Origin of the sequence: Mycolicibacterium lutetiense, assembly GCF_017876775.1 — a bacterium.
Classification (GTDB): Bacteria; Actinomycetota; Actinomycetes; order Mycobacteriales; family Mycobacteriaceae; genus Mycobacterium; species Mycobacterium lutetiense.
The window spans coordinates 1,358,149-1,374,054 of sequence record NZ_JAGIOP010000002.1 but is presented as its reverse complement, the minus strand read 5'-3'; the positions used below and the strand labels follow the sequence as shown (position 1 = coordinate 1,374,054).

Genomic DNA, 15,906 nt, shown 5'->3' with positions numbered 1-15,906 from the left:
GGCACCCGTCAATTTGTTCAAGTAATTGACCTGCACGAAGGTATGCTAAGGCCGCGCATCGCGGAAGGCGGCTGATCATGCCGAATATACGTGGGTATTCTTTGGCCTTGTTCGGTCAGATCGACCAGGAAGCCATAGACGCGGATAAGAATCCTGGCCCGATGAATGACGCCGTGCTTACGACGATTGAGAATTTTCTCCCGAACAGCACAGGGCTGGGCCAGCGCGGCTGGTTTCTCGAGCTGGAAAGCTTTCTCGGTAGTTCCCGGGTCCAGCAGGACCCTCGCAGCCAGCCGTTTCGTTTCCCGCGCTACGACGAGGCGATCGTGGCGCTGGGTGGAATTCGACCAATGGAGGCCCGATCTTCACTCTCCTTCGAACCCCTCGATGATGACCGGCATCCGGCGTTGGCGCGGGCCGCGTATGCAGTTCTTGTCATCGAAAAGATTCGCGCAGTCAAGAATTCTTTCTCTACGCAACCAATTCCGCGGGACAACCAGTTGATACAAATCCTGCCGGGAATCCTCGACCCCTGGCCGGTGGAAAAAGAAGGACGAATCCTCACGCCGGACGACAAAGTCGACGCATTCGCGGCGCGGTTTGACGAGATGGTCGATCGAGAATCATTCATGCGGGTCGGAAGCGAGGTGATCGGTCCAGAGTTCGCCGAACGTTCCAAACCGTGCTTCGGCACGCTGGAAGATTCCGGCGGGGAGTACTGCAGCACGCTCTACACCGATTCCGAAGACCCCGATTTGACGGTGGATGACATCAAGAAGATCATCCACCCGCTCAACTGGGACCTCTGTTGCCCCACCTTCTTTCACGGGATGACCGAGCAAAGTCCAGGACGACTGACAGCCGACGGATGGTTGCGCATCGTCGAGTCGATCTCCGCCGAGCCCGAGGAGTACCTGCTGCAGACCGCTCTCGTCTTCTCGTTCGATGAACGAGAAGACGACGAGGGAAACGGCAAGGGCATCATCATCAACTACAAGTTGGACACCAACCGCACCGGCGAGGGCTTGTCCGCAGGCATCGTGGAGATCGACAACGGCTACCTGTGGGTGACTCCGACCCGCAAGGGGCCGGACGGGAAAGGCGTGCGGATCCGAACCAGTAAGGAAGAACGGGTCAACGGACTCAGCCCGACGGCGACCGCGGCGCTCGGCTGCCTTCTCGGCTGGTCCGACAACGGCAAGGAGATGCTTGCCGGGGCTGCGAGCAAAGCGATGAACGGCACGTTGCCGCTGCCTCCCGGCAGAACACTGAAAGGCTGGCCGAACAAGGCGGCCATGGCCGGTGCAGTGGACCAGGGACCGCCCGTGGTTCCGCCGGACGTCCCGGCGACGTTGCCGATCAACTTTGACGACACCGTCGACGACACCAGGAATCTCGCCAAGAGCCTGGTCGACAAAGTGACCGGCAACATCGGAAGTGCCGTCAGCTTGTGGCTGGACGGGCTGACCAGGAGCGACGTGGAAGACATCACCCGAGAGGTCGGCAGCGATCTCCGGACGTGGGCGCTCGATGTGTATGACACCGCTGAGCGAAACGTCAAGCCGCCGAAGGAGGAACCCAGCAATGGATGACCCCAAAGTGATTGCCGCCAAGTACGCCAAAGAGGTCAACGCCAGCATTGACGGTGCGGCCCAGGTGGCGAACGACGCCTACGCGAAGATCAACGCCCAACCCTCGACCTTCGGAACCGAAGACGCGATCAAGTCCATCTTCGATATGACTCGGATCGCGATCAAGGGCGCTGCTGACATCGCGCGGATCCCACTCCAGTCACCACCGGATGCCCGGGTCCTGCTACTGGCCGATCACGTCACCACCGTGTTCCGGCGCGGCGTCCTGGAAGCGACGCAGGTCGCCGCGGAGGCAGCGAATCTGGTCGACAAGAATCCGACGCCGTCCGTACGGGAGGAACTGGTCAAGTCTGCGGTGAAGGTGGTGCGGATCGGCATGCTTCGCAGCGCGGAGATCGCGCAGACGATCGCTGCCGGCCCAGGGGCCTACGGCGACCCGGTTCTGTACTCCGACGACATCGCGATCGCACCCAAGGCATACGACCGAATCTTGGCGGTCGCCGCCATGGCCCGGAAAGCCGTGCCCAACGAGGACATCCGGAAAAACATCAGCTTCGACCTGTCCAACGGCGTTCTGCCCGCAAACGCGGATTCATTCAGAATGATCGCGAACTCGGCGGGCCTGTGCAGCGGCGTCTACACCGGCCAGGTCACTGCCCACACGCTCGACACCAATACGCTCGACGACACGGTAGAAGTCTCGTTCGCGCTGTGAGCCAACCTGACGGGCCGACCGGCGTCGATGAACTGCTTGATCAAGCGCTGCGCGCCGCTGCGGAGGGAGACCGAGCGACCGCCAGTCTGCTCGCCGGCCAGGTATTGGCCGTCGACCGTAACAACATCGACGCCGAGGACCTCCTGGCGGCGCCGGCCGAATACGGTGAGATCCGCCGGTTGACAATCCTTTATGCCGATCTGGTCGACTCCACCGCTTTGTCCGCCAGGATCGATCCGGAGACCTACCGAACTGTCGTCGGGCGTTACCGCGACGACGTACTGCGAATCGTCGATCGGTACGAGGGCCATGTCGGTTCGACCAAGGGTGACGGACTATTGGCCTCCTTCGGCCACCCCCGCGCCCACGAGGACGACGTCCACCGGGCGGTGCAGGCTGCGCTCGACATCACACGAGTCATTGCTGAGCTGAGCACCCGCGTCCGGCGTCGCTTCGGCGTCGAGATCAATGTCAGAGTCGGGATACATCGAGGAATCGTGTACCTCGATACCGCACAAGACGATGTCTACGGATTCGCGGCGAACCTCGCCGCCCGGATGTGCAGCCTCGCCGACCCCGGCTCCGTGGCGATATCGGAGTCCGTAGAACCGCTCGTCCGTGGGTCATTCGAACTGCATGCGCAGCTGCCGAGACACGTCAAAGGTGTCGACGATCCCGTCCGCCACTACCGGGTGATCGTCGAACGCGATATGACCCGCGCGGACCGGGACCCAGGCCCGTTGGTCGGACGGGAACGCGAGTACGCGCATCTCGAACGATGCTGGACCGAAGCTGCAGCCGGGACACTGCGGACTCCGGGTGTGGCGATTCAGGGTGAGGCCGGCATCGGCAAGAGCCGGTTGGCCTGGTCAGCCGTCGACCTGGCCGCGCAGTCGCACGGAATTATCCTGCAGTTGAGCGGATCGCCGTTCCACACGGATGTCGGGTTGCGGCCGATCCGCCGCCTGCTCGAGCGCCGTTGCGGCATCGACCGGACATCCGATCCGGCAGAACGCCTGCAGCTTCTGCGGTCCGAGATCGAGCAGCGTTCACTCGACCCGACCACCGTGCTGCCGCTGTTGGCACCTCTGCTCGGGATCGACCCGCAGGTCGGATATCAACCCGTTTCTGCCGAAGGCCGCAAGCTCTACGGCCAGATCTGTGGCACCGTGCGCGATTACCTGCTGGCGTGCGTGCGCGAGACCCCCGCACTCGTGCTTGTCGAGGACATGCACTGGTTCGACGAAGACACCGTCGAGGTTGTCCGGTCTCTCCTCGGCACCGAGCTCGACGGCCATGTGCTGGTGGTCATGACAAGCCGGGAGCAAGCGGTGCCGGCCGGCCCGCACGTGGACGTATTCGACCTGAAGCCGCTGAGCGACAGCGAAACCGACGAACTGATCGTCGCACTACACCCCGATGCGACGCGGGATCAACGGAACGTCGTGCGGCGGCGGTGCGACGGGGTGCCGCTGTACATCGAAGAGCTGGTGACCAAGCTCAGAGCCCAACCATCGGACACGTCCACTGTCAACGGCGGAGTGCCGGACACCCTCTACGAGGCGTTGTATGCGCGACTCCGGTCGAGCGACAATGCGATCAGGGTGGTCGAGGCTGCGGCGATCATCGGTAGTCGCGTGGAACGCAGCCTGCTGTCGGCGGTGGTGGATCTCGACGAGCAGGAAGTGGCACAGGTTGTCCGAGAGCTGGTGCAGGGCCGCGTGCTTGAGCCGCTCGACAACGACAGCTGGCGATTTCACCACGAACTGTTGCGTGAGGTGGCGGCAGAACTGTCGCCACCGAGCCTTCGGCGCGAGCTTCACAGCCGTACCGCGGACACGTTGGCAGCCGCAGCAGAGGTCGGCAATCCGGACTGGCCACTGATCGCGCGCCACTATGAGCGGGCCGAGCGCTACGCCGAGGCGGCGGCAAGCTATGCGCAGGCGTCTGCCAACGCCCGTCAGCGCGGGGCACTCCGGGAGTCCTTGACCTACCTGAGCTATGCCGTCACGCACGTCGAGAAATCGCCGGCCGGACCCGACCGCGACCGCCTCGAGGTCCATCTGCGACTGGGACGCGCCTTCCTTGCCCAGGCAGCCGAGGGAGTGTTCAGCCCCAACGCCGCAGCCGACTTCGAGCGCTGTCTTCACCTGTGCAGCAGCGACCTTCAGGACGACGAACTGCTGTCGACAGTGATGTCGCTCTATCCGTACTACACCATGCGGGCAGATCTCCAACGTGCACTGCGACTGGTCGAATCCATCCGGGGCAGCCTCACCGGACCGCGAGAGATATTCCTGCCGGTCAACGACTTCGCCTTCGGGATGCTGGCCTGGTTTCGCGGTGAGTTCGGCTATGCACGGGTCAAGATGGATAACGCTGCACTGACGCTGACCGAGGAAGGCGCACGGGCGCTCGATGCAATGCTGTTCATGCCGAACGATCCGACCGCTGGCTTGTACACCCACCTCGCGTTGAGCCGCTGTCTGGACGGCGACATGGCGGGTGTCGATGCCCAGCTGCGGAATGCCGAACGCCGCTGTGCCGAAATGCCATTCCCTAAAGGTGCGTTCAGCTTGGCGTATACCCGCCAGGCCGAGGTCCTGATACGTATCGAGGCCGGCGACCTTGATCGGGCCGCCCACGCGGCAGCCGAACTCGGCGCGATCGGCGAGCAACATGGCTTCGACTCGTGGGAGCTTGCCGGCGCAGCGCAGCACGCGACGGTGGCTGCACTCATCGCCCTGTCCGACAACTCCGCGGACGCTGCCGAACTCGCCCCGCACATCGCGTTACTGACCGGATTCGTCGACACCTGGCGTGCGGTCGGCGTGATTGCCCTCATCACGTTCTACGACGCACTGCTGGCCCGATTGCTGATCGCGGCAGGACAATTCGAGGAGGCGCGGGCCAGACTGCAGACTGGTCTGGAGCTGGCCCGCCAGACGGGAATGCACTTTTACGATGCCGAGCTGACCAGGCTCCGTGCGTTCACCACCGAGGACCCGGACTCTCGTCACGCCGCATTCATAGCGGCCATGGAGCTGGGCCGTAGCCAGGATGCGCGGGTCTTCGAACTTCGGGCTGCCACTGACCATTTCAGCTTGCTCGGTGAGCCGGCACGGGAGACGCTCACCGAAGTGCTGCACCGGTTCCCCGTCGGCTGCGCCTGGCCCGACGTGGTCCACGCCAGGACCATGCTCGGGTGAGGCGTCCCGGCGGGAAGGTCGCCATCCTTGGCGGCGGCATGGCTGGTCTGAGTGCGGCCTGGCGGCTGAGCGAGCCGGGTTGGCGCGACCGGTTCGATTCCATCACCGTCTACCAGCGGGGCTGGCGGCTGGGTGGCAAGGGGGCGTCGAGCCGCGGCGAGAACGACCGGATCGAGGAACACGGACTGCATGTCTGGCTCGGATCGTACGAGAACGCCTTCACCTTGCTGCGTGAGTGTTACGCCGAACTGGACAGAGCCGCAACGGATCCCTCGTGCCCGATCCGGACCTGGAATGAGGCTATTGTTCCCGCGGACAATCCTGGCTTGGCCGAGCAGTGGGGCTCCGATTGGCTGACCTGGCTGGGCACGCACCCTCGCAACGAGCTCCTGCCGGGCGAACCCGGGGGCGCAGGCCAAGAGATCACGGCGGTCGAGTTCGTGCAGCGGGCCGTGCAGTTGGTCGTTGCGTTCACCGACTCGCTGCGCGGTGCGGCTCCAGCGGGTCTAGAACTGACTTCCTCGGCGGAACAGCCACCATCGTCGGCGCCTCCGGCGGTCAGCGCCGTGCAGCGTGGGATCCTTGCGGCCCTGCTGGCCGTCGCAGAGCCGCAGGCACGCACGGGCCCGCCGGGCAAGCTCCTCGAACATGCGGTGGATGCGGTCCGCACGGCGATCGACTACGAGGATCGCCCCGACCACCGGCGCAGCTGGCTGCTGATCTCGCTTGTCGTCGCAGCGGTCCGCGGTGTGATCGCCGACAATCTCATCACGCATCCGAACGGATTCAGGGCCATCAACGATGAGGAGTTCGGTGACTGGGTGCTGCGCCATGGCGGCCACCCCGATGTGCTCGATTCAGCCTTCGTACGGGGTCTTTACGACCTGGTGTTCGGGTATGAGCGCGGCGATCCGCAGCAGCCCGCGGTGGCTGCCGGTGTGATGGTCTTCCTGATCGGATTCGTCCTGTTCGAATACAAAGGGGCGATCTTCTGGAAGATGACGGCCGGAATGGGCGAAGTCGTCATGGTGCCGCTCTACCAGGCGCTGCGGAAACGGGGCGTGAAATTCGAGTTCTTCCACCGCGTGGATTCACTGCATGTCGATGACCGAGGCGTGACGGTGGAAGCGATCACCCTGGGTCGCCAAGTGCTACTTGCCGACGGGGTCGACCACTACGATCCCTTGGTCGATGTCGGTGGTCTCGCCGTATTTCCCAGCGCGCCGCTCAGTGACCAGATCCAAGCGCGGCCAGGACTGCAAGACCTGGAATCGCATTTCGCCGTCCGGGACGACATCGAGACCACAGTTCTGCAGCGGGGCAAGGACTTTGATCACGTCGTGCTGGCCGTCTCACTAGGCATGATTCCGGTCGTCGCGGCAGAACTCATCGCGGACCGTCCAGAATGGCGAGAGATGGTAGCGAAGGTGAAGACCGTTGCAACGCAGGCCTTCCAGTTGTGGCTTCGCCCGGACGAACACGCGCTGGGTTCGTCGAACCCCGGTGCGACGATCACCGCGTATGCTCGGCCGTTCGAAACGTGGGCGTCGATGCCGCAGACGCTGTGGGCCGAGAACTGGCTCGGCCCCGATCGTCCTGGCTCCGTTGCTTACTTCTGCGGCAGCCTCGACACGCCGTGGCCCGTGGACATGGATCACCCCGGCTACGTCCACCGGTACCGCGACCTCGTGCATCGTGCCGCCGCCGATTACGTCGACCGATATCTCGGGCTCTACTTCCCGAACGCCGTATCCGAGACGGGTTTCAAGTGGGAACTGTTGTGCGGCAACAATGGCCAGCGCGGCGTCGCGGCCATGGCGACCCAGCATGTCAGCGTGAACATCGACCCGTCCGACCGCTACGTGCAATCGGTGCCGGGTAGCGACAAGTACCGGCTACGGCCCGATGAGAGCGGCTACGACAACCTGATCCTGGCCGGCGATTGGACGGACTGTGGCATCAACGCCGGCTGTATCGAGGCTGCGGTGATGTCCGGTCTCGAGGCAGCCAATGCCTTGCTCGGTCACGGACGCTATCACCGCATTCGCGGGTTCTACATGCCGTGACCTTGTGCAGGATCCACTACACGGCCCGTCGGCGTGGCGATCTTGATGGTGTGGATCTCGGCCTCTTAATTGAAGTACGGGTTGTGCCCCTCACCGGTATTGAGCAGTAGCGGGTTGTTCACATCGACGACATGACTGCCACCCGGGCTGAGGACGAAGCCCGCCCCGTCAAAGGAGTTGCTGCACAACGTCACTGTGCCGTCGGTCCCACAGGTCACATTGCGGAAGCTGATACGCGATCCGGGCAGCAATCGGTTGGGCAACCCGTCATAGGCGAACAACGGCCGGCTGTCGCTGGCAAACGTCGGTAGCCCCTGCTGCGCGCCGATGACCATGGTGGCCCCGTCCGGTGCCGCGGGCAGCGGGCCGCTGCAGCCGTACTTGCCCGACCCGCGGCTGATGGCGCACGCAATATCGCCCGGCACCGCGAATGCGTAGAACTCGCCGTTCTGCATGGCGAAGTCCGAGGGCTTCACGGCCGTCAGCGCGTTGAGATCGAGCGGGGGTGGGGGAGGAGGTGGCGGCGGGTCGCCCGCGGCCGTACCCGGGACGCCGGCGCTCGCGCTGACCACGGCGCTCACCAGGGCTACCAGGATTCCCATCCGCATCACCCCAGCTTAAGACGTCACGTCCTGGACCGCGGCATTTGTTCACTGGGGCCCGCCCAGTAACCATTCAGTGAGCTGACAGCTGACGCTGATATTAAAAGAAGCGATGTGCCAGCTCATTTCGCAGATCTCGCTGATCCACGGCTGGTTTCCGGTAGTCGTTCAGCTGATCGCGGCACTGCTGCTCGGGGCCGCCGTGGGTTGGCGTTCGCCGCGCTGGCGCAGCCGGTTGTTGCCGGAACTGGTGATCGCGGCGGCCGCGTTGGCGGGTGTGACGTACTGGTACATCGACTCGATCGGGGTGGCCGGAAACGCCGGACCGCCGGAGTTGTGGATCTGGATCGCGTTGACCGCCCTGGCGGGCGGCGTCGCCATTGTGGGGTGGGTGAGTGCGCGATGGTGGCGCCGCACCACGTCGGTCGCCGCGATCGGGGTCTGCGCGTTGGCCTGCGGACTGACGCTCAACATGTGGGTCGGGTACTTCCCGACCATGGACGCCATGTGGAAGCAGCTCACCTCGAGTCCACTGCCGGGGCAGACAGACCGGTTGACCGTCACGAAGATGCAACTGGCGCACTTCAGGCCGCCGAGTGGCGTGCTGGTCCCGGTGACCATCGATTCGCAGGCGTCCGGGTTCAGCCACCGCGGTGAACTCGTCTACCTACCGCCGGCGTGGTTCGCCAGCACCCCACCGCCGCGGCTTCCGGCGGTCATGATGATCGGCTCGCAACTGAATACCCCGGCCGACTGGCTGCGCGCAGGCAACGTGCTGGGCATCCTTGACGGGTTCGCGGCTGCGCATGGCGGCAATGCCCCGGTGTTCGTATTCGTCGATGCCACCGGCTCATTCACCAACGACACCGAGTGCGTCAACGGAATCCGGGGCAACGCCGCCGACCACCTGACCAAGGACGTTGTCCCATACCTGATCTCGAACTTCGGAGTGCGTTCGGATCGCGACGGTTGGGGGATTGCGGGCTGGTCGATGGGCGGCACCTGCGCGGTGGACCTCACGATGATGCATCCCGATATGTTCCGGTCGTTCATCGACATCGCCGGTGACCTGCGCCCGAACGCGGGAGACAAGACGCAGACGATCAGCCGTCTGTTCGGTGGAGATGCCGATGCCTGGGCGGCATACGATCCGGTCACCATCATGCGACGGCACGGACCGTACTCCGACGTCACGGCGTGGTTCGAGGTGCCGCACCACGGCGGTGTCACACACGACCCGATGGCCAACCCCGAGGCCCAGGACGTCGCCGCGACCACGCTGTGCGACGCAGCCCGCGCCGAAGCGATCACGTGCTCGGTGCAGACCGCGCCGGGCCGCCATGACTGGGCATTCGCCGCCAACGCCTTTGGCGTCGCCCTGCCATGGTTGGCCGGTCAGCTCGACACCCCCGGCGTGGACAAGACCGCGTTGCCGGTCCCGACGCCGGAGCCGCCGACGAATGTCCAGGCCGCCCCGAGCTAGCGATTCCGGGTGCTCGGCGGGAAACTTACGGGGTGTCAACCAAGTCGCTGCTGATCTCGGTCCTGAACTGGCTGCGGGCCGGCTACCCGGAAGGGGTTCCGGGCACCGATCGGGTGCCGCTGCTCGCTCTGTTGCGGTCCACCCCACTCACCGAGGAGCAGGTGGCCGAGGTGGTGCGCAATATCGCCGAGGCTTCAGCACCTGCCGACGTTGACGATCCGATCGAGCGCGACGACATCGCGGAATTCATCGCCGAAGTCACCGAACACGACGCCGGCCCGGAGAACGTTCAGCGGGTGGCCGCAAGACTGGCTGCCGGGGGCTGGCCGTTGGCCGGCGTCGACGTGGAAGCCGACGCCCCCGAATCAGAAGGCCAATAACGCGTCAACACCGAGGATTCAAGCCACTATTGAGCAGCAATCCTCGGTGTTGACGGGGTGTGTCAGCCGCGCAGTGACGCGGTGTCGATCACGAAGCGGTACCGCACGTCACTGGCCAGCACGCGCTCGTAGGCCTCGTTGATGTAATCGGGCTGGATGACCTCGATCTCGGGGGTCACGTTGTGCTCGGCGCAGAAATCGAGCATCTCCTGGGTCTCCGGGATGCCGCCGATCATCGAACCGGACAGGCTGCGGCGATAGGCGCCCAGCGGGAAGAACGGCACGACCAGCGGCTTTTCCGGCGCGCCCAGCTCCACCAGCGTGCCATCGAGCTTGAGGAGGCCGAGGTAGGCGCCCAGGTCGAGGTTGGCGGACACGGTGTTGAGGATCAGGTCGAAGCTGCCCCGCAACGTGCTGAACGTCTCCGGGTCGCTGGTCGCGTAGTACTCGTCGGCGCCCAGGCGCAGGCCGTCTTCCATCTTCTTCAGCGACTGCGACAGCACGGTGACGTGCGCGCCCATCGCGTGGGCCAGCTTGACGCCCATGTGGCCGAGACCGCCGAGGCCGATGACGGCCACCTTCTTGCCCGGTCCGGCGTTCCAGTGGCGCAACGGCGAGAACAGCGTGACGCCGGCGCACAGCAGGGGAGCGGCCTTGTCCAGTGGGATCGAATCCGGGATGCGCAGGACATAGTTCTCGTCGACGACGATCGCGCCGCTGTAGCCGCCGTAGGTCGGGGTGCCGTCGCGCTCGGTCGCGTTGTAGGTGCCGACCATGCCGCCGCCGGTGCAGTACTGCTGCAGCCCGGCCTTGCAGTTGTCGCATTCGCGGCAGGAGTCGACGAAACAGCCGACGCCGACATGGTCACCGACCTGATATTTGGTGACCTCGGAACCGACCGCGGTGACGACGCCGGCGATCTCATGGCCGGCCACCACGGGGTAGTTCGGGGTACCCCACTCGGCCTTCACGGTGTGGATGTCGGAGTGGCAGATGCCGGCGAAGTGGATGTCGAAGGCCACGTCGTGCGGCCCTACCTCGCGGCGGGTGATGGTGGTCTTGGCCAGCGGCTCGGTCGCCGAGTTGGCGGCATAGGCGTAAACAGTGCTCATCAAAGCCCTCTTTGCTCGTCGTCTTACATATCCCGGAAAGGTTAGTCCGGTTAACTGATCACCGCCTGTGACGGCAGTCCTCAGCGTGCAACGACGCAGGCGGCAGTGGTAATCCCGCTACCGCCTGTGACATATCTCCCGGATCAAGGCCGGCACGGGGTCACAACCCGGGTGCGCGCAAGGACGCGTTGAAGGACACCCGCTCGCAGCGGACGAGGCCCGCCACGGTGTAGGGATCGCGGGCGATCACGTCCTCGACCTCTTCTTCGCTGAGGTCTCCGGTGATGAGCACCGCACCGGTCGCCGTTTCCAGACGCCCGGCCAACAGGATGCGGCCCGCGGCCACTTCCTCCTTGAGCCACGCCACATGGGCGGGGCGGGTCTGGTCGACGACGTCGATCGGTTGCAGATAGGTGGTGGTGAGGACGTGGAACACGATCGTGAGGTTAGTTGATCGGGGCGTTCACCCAGCGCAGGTCATCGAGAATGCCGCGGGCGGCCACGATGTTCTGCCCGGTCTGCCAGACCTCGTTGTTCACCACGAAAACCCGGTTGTCCTTGGCTGCCGACAGGGCCCGCCACGCTGGGCTCTGGAGGATCTTGGGTGCGTTGTCCCGGGCTGCGGCAGACGTGAACGAGACGTAGACGATGTCGGCGTCCGCACTGCGGTAGTCGGCGTCGGTGGTGCCGAGCTCCTCGTAGGGCTTGTCGGTAAACCGTTGTGCGGCAGGGCGATCCAATCCCACCGCAGCGAGCACATTGCCGGGGAAGGTGTCAGCCCCGTACACCCGGACGCTGTCCTCGGTCAGCTGTACCACCGAAGCCTGGAAGTGCGGGGCGTCGTTCTTCGCGCCGGTGTCGCGGGCATCGTCGTCGAACTTCGCGATCAGGTCGGCCGCGGCGTCGGCGCGACCGGTCGCCGCACCCACCGCGCGCAACGTGTCACGCCAGGCGGCGCCGGGAGCACCGGTGAACACAGTCGGGGCGATCGCCGACAGTGCTCCGAAGGACGCCGGAGTGAGCGCTGCCGAACCCAGGATCAACTCCGGGTCGGCGGCCTTGACGGCCTCCAGGTCCGGCGCGCCCCGACTGCCTGCCGGAGCGACCCCGTGCACGACGGCGCCCAGATAGGAGGGTTGCTCGGACGCGCCGTCGGCAAGTGCGGCCGCCACGATCCGGGACTGCAGGCCCAGTGCGCACAGTGCGTCCAGTTGGTCACCGGACAGTGCGACGATCCGCTGGGGGTCGCCGCGCACCTCGGTGGACTCCGGAATATCGGCACCGTCGGCGCGTGCGTTGCGGACCTCGCGCGCCGACTGATCGGTGGCCGCCGGCTCCGCCGCGCAGGATTCGTCGGGCTTGCGCTCATTGCCCAACACCCCGGAATCGGCGATCTTGGTGACGCTGGTCGAGATCGACGTCTGCGACTGCGGAGTCTGCTCCGTCGAACCGCATCCACTGGCGAGTGTCGCGGCCGCGGCGATCACCACGACTGCGGCACGGGGTCGGTTCATCAGCACCGGGCGACCGTAACATTCACGGCTTCGCCGCTGGTCAGGGCCTCGCCGTCAAAAGTTCTGACTCCGCGCAGCGACTTAGTACGACAGTTTGTAGGACCCAGGGGCACACGAGGCTTCGGGAGCGTTAGGATTCATGTCGATATGCGGGATTTCCCGACGAATCTTTGGAGGATCTCTTGGTAGCCGAAGCGCCCCCAATCGGAGAACTCGAGGCACGTCGTCCTTTTCCGGAACGGATGGGCCCCAAGGGCAACCTGATCTACAAGCTCATCACGACGACCGATCACAAGCTGATCGGCATCATGTACTGCGTCGTCTGCTTCGCCTTCTTCTTCATCGGCGGTCTGATGGCACTGTTCATGCGTACGGAACTGGCGATGCCCGGGTTGCAATTCCTGAGCAATGAGCAGTTCAACCAGCTGTTCACCATGCACGGCACAGTGATGCTGCTGTTCTATGCCACCCCGATCGTGTTCGGGTTCGCCAACCTGGTGCTCCCGCTGCAGATCGGCGCGCCCGACGTGGCGTTCCCGCGGTTGAACGCGCTGTCGTTCTGGCTGTTCCTGTTCGGTGCGCTGATCGCCATGGGTGGTTTCATCACCCCCGGCGGTGCCGCGGACTTCGGTTGGACGGCCTACTCGCCGCTGACCGACGCCATCCACTCGCCGGGTGCCGGTGGTGACCTGTGGATCCTGGGTCTGGCCGTCGGTGGTCTCGGCACCATCCTCGGTGGCGTCAACATGATCACCACGATCGTGTGCATGCGTGCGCCGGGCATGACGATGTTCCGGATGCCGATCTTCACCTGGAACATCCTGGTGACCTCGATCCTGGTGCTGATCGCATTCCCGATCCTGACCGCCGCACTGTTCGGCCTGGCGGCCGACCGCCACCTGGGTGCTCACATCTACGACCCGGCCAACGGCGGTGTCCTGTTGTGGCAGCACCTGTTCTGGTTCTTCGGGCATCCCGAGGTGTACATCATCGCGCTGCCGTTCTTCGGCATCGTGTCCGAGATCTTCCCGGTGTTCAGCCGCAAGCCGATCTTCGGTTACACCACCCTGATCTACGCGACGATCAGCATCGCGGCCCTGTCGATCGCGGTGTGGGCGCACCACATGTACGCCACCGGCGCCGTCCTGCTGCCGTTCTTCTCCTTCATGACGTTCCTGATCGCGGTCCCGACCGGCATCAAGTTCTTCAACTGGATCGGCACGATGTGGAAGGGCCAGCTGACATTCGAGACGCCGATGCTGTTCTCGGTCGGCTTCCTGATCACCTTCCTGCTCGGTGGCCTGTCCGGTGTGCTGCTGGCCAGCCCGCCGATCGACTTCCACGTCACCGACAGCTACTTCGTCATCGCGCACTTCCACTACGTGCTCTTCGGCACCATCGTGTTCGCCACCTACGCGGGCATCTACTTCTGGTTCCCGAAGATGACCGGACGTCTGCTCGACGAACGCCTGGGCAAGCTGCACTTCTGGCTGACCTTCATCGGCTTCCACACCACCTTCCTGGTGCAGCACTGGGTCGGTGACGAGGGCATGCCGCGTCGCTACGCCGACTACCTGCCGTCCGACGGCTTCACCACGCTCAACGTGATCTCCACGATCGGTGCCTTCATCCTGGGCATCTCGACGCTGCCGTTCGTGTGGAACGTGTTCAAGAGCTGGCGCTACGGCGAGCCGGTGACGGTCGATGACCCCTGGGGTTACGGCAACTCGCTGGAGTGGGCGACCTCTTGCCCGCCGCCGCGGCACAACTTCACCGAGCTGCCCCGGATCCGTTCGGAGCGCCCGGCGTTCGAGCTGCACTACCCGCACATGGTCGAGCGGATGCGTGCCGAGGCCCACGTGGGCCGCACGCATCACCCAGAGCTCGAGCCTGCGGACAGCTCCAGCTGACGGGTGGCAGCATCCGGGGATGAGCACGTCGACGGTGATTCGATGACCGGTGCTCCACGCGAGCGCTCGTCGGTACTGATCACCGTCACCGGAGTCGACCGGCCCGGCGTCACCTCGGCATTGTTCGAGGTGCTCGCCCGCCATCAGGTGGAGCTGCGCAACGTCGAACAGGTCGTGGTCCGCGGCCGGCTCACCCTCGGTGTGCTGGTCGCGGCACCGGTCGAAACGGTTGCCGACGCGCTGCGCAGTGACGTCGAGACGGCGATTCACCGCCTCGGCCTGGACGTGACGATCGAGCGCAGCGACGACATGCCCGTCATGCGCGAGCCGTCGACCCACACGATCGTGGTGCTGGGCCGTCCGATCACCGCCGAGGCCTTCAGCGTGGTGGCCCGCGCAGTCGCGGGTTTGGGTGTCAACATCGACACGATCCGCGGGGTGTCGGACTACCCGGTGACCGGCCTGGAGTTGCGGGTGTCGGTGCCGACGGGCCCCAACAGCACGGTCTACAGCCAGCTCCAATCCGAGTTGGCACAGGTGGCGGTCGACGAAGGTGTCGACATCGCGCTCGAGGATTACAGCCTTTCCCGTCGGGCCAAGCGTCTCATCGTCTTCGACGTCGATTCCACCCTGATCCAGGGTGAGGTCATCGAGATGCTGGCCGCCCGGGCCGGCATGGAAGCACAGGTGGCCGCCGTCACCGAAGCCGCGATGCGCGGCGAACTTGATTTCGCCGAATCCCTGCACCGACGGGTGGCGACGCTGGCCGGCCTACCTGCCTCGGTTCTCGACGATGTCGCCGAGCAGGTCGAGCTGACACCGGGCGCCCGGACCACCATCCGGACGTTGCGGCGACTCGGTTTCCACTGCGGCGTGGTGTCAGGCGGTTTCCGTCAGGTCATCGAACCGCTTGCCCACGAACTCATGCTGGACTACGTGGCCGCCAACGAACTGGAGGTCGTCGACGGCAAGCTGACCGGGCGGGTCATCGGCCCGGTCGTCGACCGCCCAGGAAAAGCCAAGGCGCTGAGGGATTTCGCCCAGCAGGTCGGCGTCCCCATGGAACAGACCGTGGCCGTCGGAGACGGGGCCAACGACATCGACATGCTGGCGGCCGCCGGCCTCGGCGTCGCCTTCAATGCCAAACCCGCGTTGCGCGAGGTCGCCGACGCGTCGTTGAGCCATCCCTACCTGGACACCGTGCTGTTCATCCTCGGCGTCACCCGCGGGGAGATCGAGGCCGCCGATGCCCAGGACGGCGTGTTGCGCCGCGTCGAGATCCCCGAGGACTGACTCCGCGCCGGGTCACCCCTGACGTAGGGT

General features: G+C 65.0%; 12 protein-coding genes. 8 read left to right on the top strand and 4 right to left on the bottom strand.

The window, feature by feature from the left end:
• The first annotated feature begins 107 nt into the window (after nt 1-107).
• The 4 genes from JOF57_RS15910 to JOF57_RS15895 are packed head-to-tail and all read left to right on the top strand — an operon-like array spanning nt 108 to nt 7,582.
• A complete protein-coding gene (locus JOF57_RS15910; protein ID WP_209918006.1) occupies nt 108-1,592 on the top strand; it encodes a hypothetical protein in 1,485 nt (494 codons plus the stop codon).
• Complete coding sequence (locus tag JOF57_RS15905) at nt 1,585-2,307, top strand: hypothetical protein (RefSeq protein ID WP_209918005.1); 723 nt, start codon at nt 1,585-1,587, stop codon at nt 2,305-2,307. Before JOF57_RS15910 ends, JOF57_RS15905 begins: the two co-directional genes overlap by 8 nt.
• Nucleotides 2,304-5,516, top strand: a complete 3,213-nt coding sequence (locus tag JOF57_RS15900; RefSeq protein ID WP_209918003.1) for an ATP-binding protein — start codon at nt 2,304-2,306, stop codon at nt 5,514-5,516. The genes JOF57_RS15905 and JOF57_RS15900 overlap by 4 nt, the downstream gene beginning before the upstream one ends.
• The gene (locus JOF57_RS15895) at nt 5,513-7,582 is read left to right on the top strand and encodes an FAD-dependent oxidoreductase (protein WP_209918001.1); all 2,070 of its coding nucleotides are present in this window, start codon (nt 5,513-5,515) and stop codon (nt 7,580-7,582) included. Before JOF57_RS15900 ends, JOF57_RS15895 begins: the two co-directional genes overlap by 4 nt.
• 65 nt (nt 7,583-7,647) lie before the next feature.
• Here JOF57_RS15895 and JOF57_RS15890 read toward each other — a convergent pair whose 3' ends face one another.
• The gene (locus JOF57_RS15890) at nt 7,648-8,184 is read right to left on the bottom strand and encodes a hypothetical protein (protein ID WP_234938146.1); all 537 of its coding nucleotides are present in this window, start codon (nt 8,182-8,184) and stop codon (nt 7,648-7,650) included.
• Nucleotides 8,185-8,296: 112 nt separating this feature from the next.
• Here JOF57_RS15890 and JOF57_RS15885 point away from each other — a divergent pair, with 112 nt between their 5' ends.
• Both JOF57_RS15885 and JOF57_RS15880 read left to right on the top strand, forming a co-directional pair.
• Nucleotides 8,297-9,667, top strand: a complete 1,371-nt coding sequence (locus JOF57_RS15885; RefSeq protein WP_209917999.1) for an alpha/beta hydrolase — start codon at nt 8,297-8,299, stop codon at nt 9,665-9,667.
• A 32-nt stretch (nt 9,668-9,699) separates the two neighbouring features.
• Nucleotides 9,700-10,047 carry a DUF3349 domain-containing protein gene (locus JOF57_RS15880; protein ID WP_209917997.1) on the top strand — a complete coding sequence of 116 codons (348 nt, stop codon included), beginning with the start codon at nt 9,700-9,702 and terminating at the stop codon, nt 10,045-10,047.
• A 62-nt stretch (nt 10,048-10,109) separates the two neighbouring features.
• Here JOF57_RS15880 and JOF57_RS15875 read toward each other — a convergent pair whose 3' ends face one another.
• From JOF57_RS15875 to JOF57_RS15865, 3 genes are all read right to left on the bottom strand, one after another.
• Complete coding sequence (locus JOF57_RS15875) at nt 10,110-11,159, bottom strand: NAD(P)-dependent alcohol dehydrogenase (RefSeq protein WP_209917995.1); 1,050 nt, start codon at nt 11,157-11,159, stop codon at nt 10,110-10,112.
• A 160-nt stretch (nt 11,160-11,319) separates the two neighbouring features.
• The gene (locus JOF57_RS15870) at nt 11,320-11,595 is read right to left on the bottom strand and encodes a YciI family protein (protein WP_209917993.1); all 276 of its coding nucleotides are present in this window, start codon (nt 11,593-11,595) and stop codon (nt 11,320-11,322) included.
• Between the two features lie 10 nt (nt 11,596-11,605).
• Nucleotides 11,606-12,679: an iron-siderophore ABC transporter substrate-binding protein gene (locus tag JOF57_RS15865; RefSeq protein WP_407666575.1), complete on the bottom strand. Its 1,074-nt coding sequence runs from the start codon at nt 12,677-12,679 to the stop codon at nt 11,606-11,608.
• Between the two features lie 176 nt (nt 12,680-12,855).
• On the opposite strand from JOF57_RS15865, the gene ctaD reads away from it, so the two are divergent.
• Both ctaD and serB read left to right on the top strand, forming a co-directional pair.
• The gene (gene ctaD / locus JOF57_RS15860; protein WP_209917990.1) at nt 12,856-14,583 is read left to right on the top strand and encodes an aa3-type cytochrome oxidase subunit I; all 1,728 of its coding nucleotides are present in this window, start codon (nt 12,856-12,858) and stop codon (nt 14,581-14,583) included.
• A 42-nt stretch (nt 14,584-14,625) separates the two neighbouring features.
• Nucleotides 14,626-15,876, top strand: a complete 1,251-nt coding sequence (gene serB / locus JOF57_RS15855) for a phosphoserine phosphatase SerB (RefSeq protein ID WP_209917988.1) — start codon at nt 14,626-14,628, stop codon at nt 15,874-15,876.
• Nucleotides 15,877-15,906: the final 30 nt, after the last annotated feature.